Annotated in this window: 4 protein-coding genes; 3 read left to right on the top strand and 1 reads right to left on the bottom strand. The window is 32.7% G+C overall.

All coding sequences use genetic code 11. The annotated features are described in order from the left end of the window. Window positions 1-144 precede the first annotated feature (144 nt). Window positions 145-1,224, bottom strand: a complete 1,080-nt coding sequence (locus Q0616_RS02320; RefSeq protein ID WP_298774764.1) for a TerC family protein — start codon at window positions 1,222-1,224, stop codon at window positions 145-147. A 113-nt stretch (window positions 1,225-1,337) separates the two neighbouring features. Here Q0616_RS02320 and Q0616_RS02325 point away from each other — a divergent pair, with 113 nt between their 5' ends. The 3 genes from Q0616_RS02325 to Q0616_RS02335 form a co-directional block, all read left to right on the top strand. After that, entirely contained in the window at window positions 1,338-3,092 is a 1,755-nt protein-coding gene (locus Q0616_RS02325; RefSeq protein WP_286496806.1) for a glycoside hydrolase family 3 protein, read from the top strand. A 44-nt stretch (window positions 3,093-3,136) separates the two neighbouring features. After that, complete coding sequence (locus Q0616_RS02330; RefSeq protein ID WP_298774770.1) at window positions 3,137-4,219, top strand: serine hydrolase; 1,083 nt, start codon at window positions 3,137-3,139, stop codon at window positions 4,217-4,219. A 23-nt stretch (window positions 4,220-4,242) separates the two neighbouring features. After that, window positions 4,243-4,578, top strand: a 336-nt coding sequence (locus Q0616_RS02335; protein ID WP_298774772.1) for a glycosyltransferase, incomplete at its 3' end; no start/stop codon positions are given.

Below are 4,578 nucleotides of genomic sequence, written 5' to 3' on the forward strand. Positions count from 1 at the left end.
CAAAATCATTGAAAGAAACAGCTGAAGTAAAAAGTGTAACGGAAGTTACGAAGCCTCTAAAAGATGCTGTAAAGAAATAAGCATAACTAAAACAATAAAAAAATCTCCATTTTCAGAATGGAGATTTTTTGTTTTATAATTTATTTAGTTGCTTTTTTCTGTTCGATTCGAAAGCAAAGACCATATAATTGTTGTTAATAAAACTCCACCAATTATTGATAATGAAACAGTCGATTCGAAATGATAGAAAGGCATAATGATCATTTTAATTCCAATGAAAGTTAAAATTACAGCCAAACCATAGTGTAATTTATTGAATTTATCCATCGAGTTTGCTAACAAGAAATACAACGAACGCAATCCTAAAACAGCAAAAATATTAGATGAATAAAGAATAAAAGGATCTTCTGGAGCAACAGCAAAAATGGCAGGAATACTATCTACAGCAAATACTAAATCTGTTACTTCAATCACCATCAATGCAACGAAAAGAGGCGTCGCCATTTTGATTCCGTTTTGTACACTGAAGAATTTATCTCCATCAAAATTAGGTGTTACTTTAAAAAATTTGTGCACCAATTTTACTCCAAGGTTTTGTGATAAATCTTGATTTTCATCCTCATCACTTGATTTCCAAGATTTGATTCCCGCTACAATTAGGAAGAATCCGAAAAGAGTTAAAACTACATTTGGACGGAAAAATTCTTTTGCAGCAAAATTAGCGTGCGTTGCTTCATCACCTAAATTAAAGTGCCAATCTCCAATAGAAAAAGAAGGTAAATAAGTCATTTTGATTAATTCAACTCCAGCAAAAATAAAGATTGCACGGAATAATAATGCACCTAAAATTCCCCAAAAGAGAACTTTATGTTGATATTCCTTCGGAATTTTAAAGAACCCGAAAACTAAAATAAAAACAAATAGATTGTCGACGGATAACGCTTTTTCAATCCAATAAGCCGCCTGAAATTGGGAGAATTTGTTGAGAGCAAACGCGTGCCCATCAGCTTCCTTGAAAACAAAATAAATTACTCCACTAAAAATCATTGCTAAGGAAATCCAAACAATCGTCCAGATAAGTGCTTCTTTATTCGAAACAACATGCGCGTTTTTGTTAAAAACACCTAAATCTAAAAGTAGCATAATAATTACAGCTACTCCAAAAACAGTTACTAGTCCAGGATGATTTAACATACTATCCTGTACAACACTGAAAATACTCATATAATTTTATTTAATTTCACAATTTACTATAAATTTACCAATCCTAATCGGTAAGCCTTTAAAAAAAAGTTTTTATCAAAGGGAAAAAACATACAAAATTAATTTATTCTAGCATGAAAAAAGTTATAACATACGTATTCTTAACAATTATTTTACCTATCGCAACAAAAGCGCAACAAATTTCTCCATTATTTAAGGATTCCATTCAAATGAAATGGGTTGATGAAAAATACAATACCATGACATTGGAAGAGAAAGTTGGACAATTATTTATTGTAGCTGCGTATACAAATAGAGATGCTGCGCATGAGATTGAGATTCAAAAATTAATCGAAGAAGAACATATCGGAGGTTTGATTTTTATGCAAGATCAAGCTGCTCATCAAATCGAGTTAACCAATAAATTTCAATCCATTTCAAAAACGCCTTTGTTAATAGGAATGGATGCAGAATGGGGATTAGCAATGCGTTTGAAAAGTGTAGAACGTTTTCCTTGGAATATGACACTTGGAGCATTACGAGATAATAATTTGGTGTATCAAGTAGGGAAACAAATCGGTTTGCAAGCGAATAGAATGGGTATACAATTTAATTTTTCACCTTCGGTTGATGTCAATGTCAATTCGAATAATCCAGTGATTGGAAATCGTTCGTTTGGCTCTAATCCCGATCGTGTAGCAGAAAAAGGAATTGCTTATATGAACGGAATGCGTACACAAAATGTTTTATCGTCTGCAAAACATTTTCCAGGACATGGAAATACCGACCAAGATTCGCACAAAGTTTTACCATTGATACCGGATAATAAAACTGATTTAGAAAAATACCATATTGCACCTTTCAAGAAAATGATTGAAGCTGGTGTACAATCAATCATGATAGCACATCTTAATGTTCCAGCTTTGGAGCCAGATGCTACTATTCCTTCAACCTTATCCAAACGAATTATTACAGATTATTTGAAAGGTGAATTACAGTTTAAAGGAATTGTGATTACAGACGCGTTGAATATGGATGGTGTAGCAAAAAGATTTCCTGCAGGAGATGTAGATTATAGAGCTTTTGTAGCTGGAAATGATATTTTACTGTTTTCTCAAAATGTACATATCGGGAAACAAAAAATTATCGATGCAATTAACAATGGAGAAATTTCTGAAGCACGTTTAGAAGAAAGTGTGAAGAAAATTTTAATGGCCAAATACATCACAGGTTTAAACGAGATAAAACCATTAAATCCAGCAAATGTTTTAGAAGATTTAAACTCGCCTGAAAATTTAGCTTTAACAACAAAAATTTTCGAGAAAGCTTCAACTGTGGTTAAAAATCAACACAAGGTTTTACCAATCAAAAAAATAAATCAAAAAATAGCGTTTGTCCCATTGGAACAAACTGATTATGATCAATTTTTGACACATTTACAAAAATATACAAATGTTGAGTTAGTAAAAATTTCAAATCCAAATCAAATCAATTTACTAAATGATTATGATGTTGTTATTGCTGGGGCATTTTTGTCAAACGAAACAGTTTACAAACCTTATAAATTGTCTGCAAATTCGAAAGCTATATTGAATGCATTGCCAAAAGACAAAAAGAAAATCTTTTCATTGTTTACAAGTCCTTATGGATTGAAAGATCTTGATTTATCAAATTTAGATGCCGTTACGGTTCATTATCAAAATACGAAAGATGCGCAAGTAGCAGCAGCACAAATTATTTTTGGAGCAATTGATGCTGACGGAACTTTTCCTGTAGATATCAATCAAAATTTGAAAGAAGGTCAAGGAATTGTAACAAAACATATCAATCGTTTAGGGTTTACAGCGCCTGAAAATGTAAGTTTAGGAAAAAAAAACTCTCAGAAATAGATAGACTTGCCGAAGAAGCAATAGCAAATCGTTACACGCCTGGAATGCAAATTTTAGTTGCGAAAGATGGAAAAGTCGTGTACGACAAAAGCTTTGGAACACAAGATAAAAATTCTTCAAAAAAAGTGAAGTGGACAGATTTGTATGATGTTGCTTCTGTAACAAAGGTGACGGCAACGTTGCCTTTGTTGATGTTGGGGGTCGGCGAAGGTAAATTAAACCTTGATCAAACAATTGGTGAAATTGATACCGATGCTAAGAATACGAACAAATCTTCTTTAAAAGTTCGTGAAGTTTTGGCACATCAAGCTGGTCTTAAACCTTGGATTGGCTTTTACAACGAAACGGTTAATGTGAAAAATGCGCGTCTTTATTTGGATTTCTATTCACGTAAACAAGATGAGGAGCATCAAATAAAAGTAACGGATAATATTTATATCATCAATTCGATAAAAGATACGATTTATGAAGATATTTATAAATCACAACTTGGTCGTAAGTCTTATGAATACTCAGATTTAGGCTATTATATTTTTAAGAAGAAATTAGAAAAAGATTTTGGAAAAGATCTAAATCAATTAACGCAAGAAAAATTTTACCAAAATCTTGGAATGTACCGTACCACTTTTAATCCGAAAGAAAAATTTAGTTTAGAAGATATCATTCCAACTGAATACGATAAAACCTACAGAAATCAATTGGTGCATGGTTTTGTACACGATCAAGGTGCGGCGATGATTGGCGGAATTGCTGGTCATGCAGGTTTATTTTCTAACTCGATTGATTTGGCAAAGTTGATGCAACTCTATTTGAATGGTGGCGAATATGGTGATGAGGTTTATTTGAAACCAGAAGTGGTTGCAGAATTTACCAAACAACAATTCAAAGGAAATCATCGAGGTGCAGGCTTTGACAAAATGCAAACGGTTTCTACAAAAGGTCCATCAGCCGAAAGTTTTGGTCATACAGGTTTTACAGGAACTATGGTCTGGGCGGATCCTAAATACAATATTGTTTATATTTTTCTATCAAATAGAGTGAATCAAACTATTGAACCAAATTATTTATCGATAAAAAAAGTGAGAGAAAATATCCGACAAGTAATATATGACGCAATTTTGCCTTAAATTTGTCTAAATAAAAATCGCGAATGAAAATAGGAATTGTATGCTATCCAACCTACGGAGGTAGTGGAATTGTAGCAACAGAACTCGGAATGGATTTAGCGGAGAAAGGGCATGAAGTACATTTTTTTAGTACAAATGTACCTGCAAGATTAAACATTAAATTACCAAATATATACTTTCATCGTATTCATGTTGAGACTTATCCATTGTTTCAATATCAACCTTATGATTTGGCGTTGAGTACAATTTTATATGATAAAGTGTTACATTACGAATTAGATTTGGTGCATGTACATTACGCCATTCCGCATGCGTATGCCGCATATTTTACAAAACAAATGTTGGCAAGAAAAGGGTAT

The organism is uncultured Empedobacter sp. (genome assembly GCF_937930195.1).
GTDB classification, from domain to species: Bacteria; Bacteroidota; Bacteroidia; order Flavobacteriales; family Weeksellaceae; genus Empedobacter; species Empedobacter stercoris.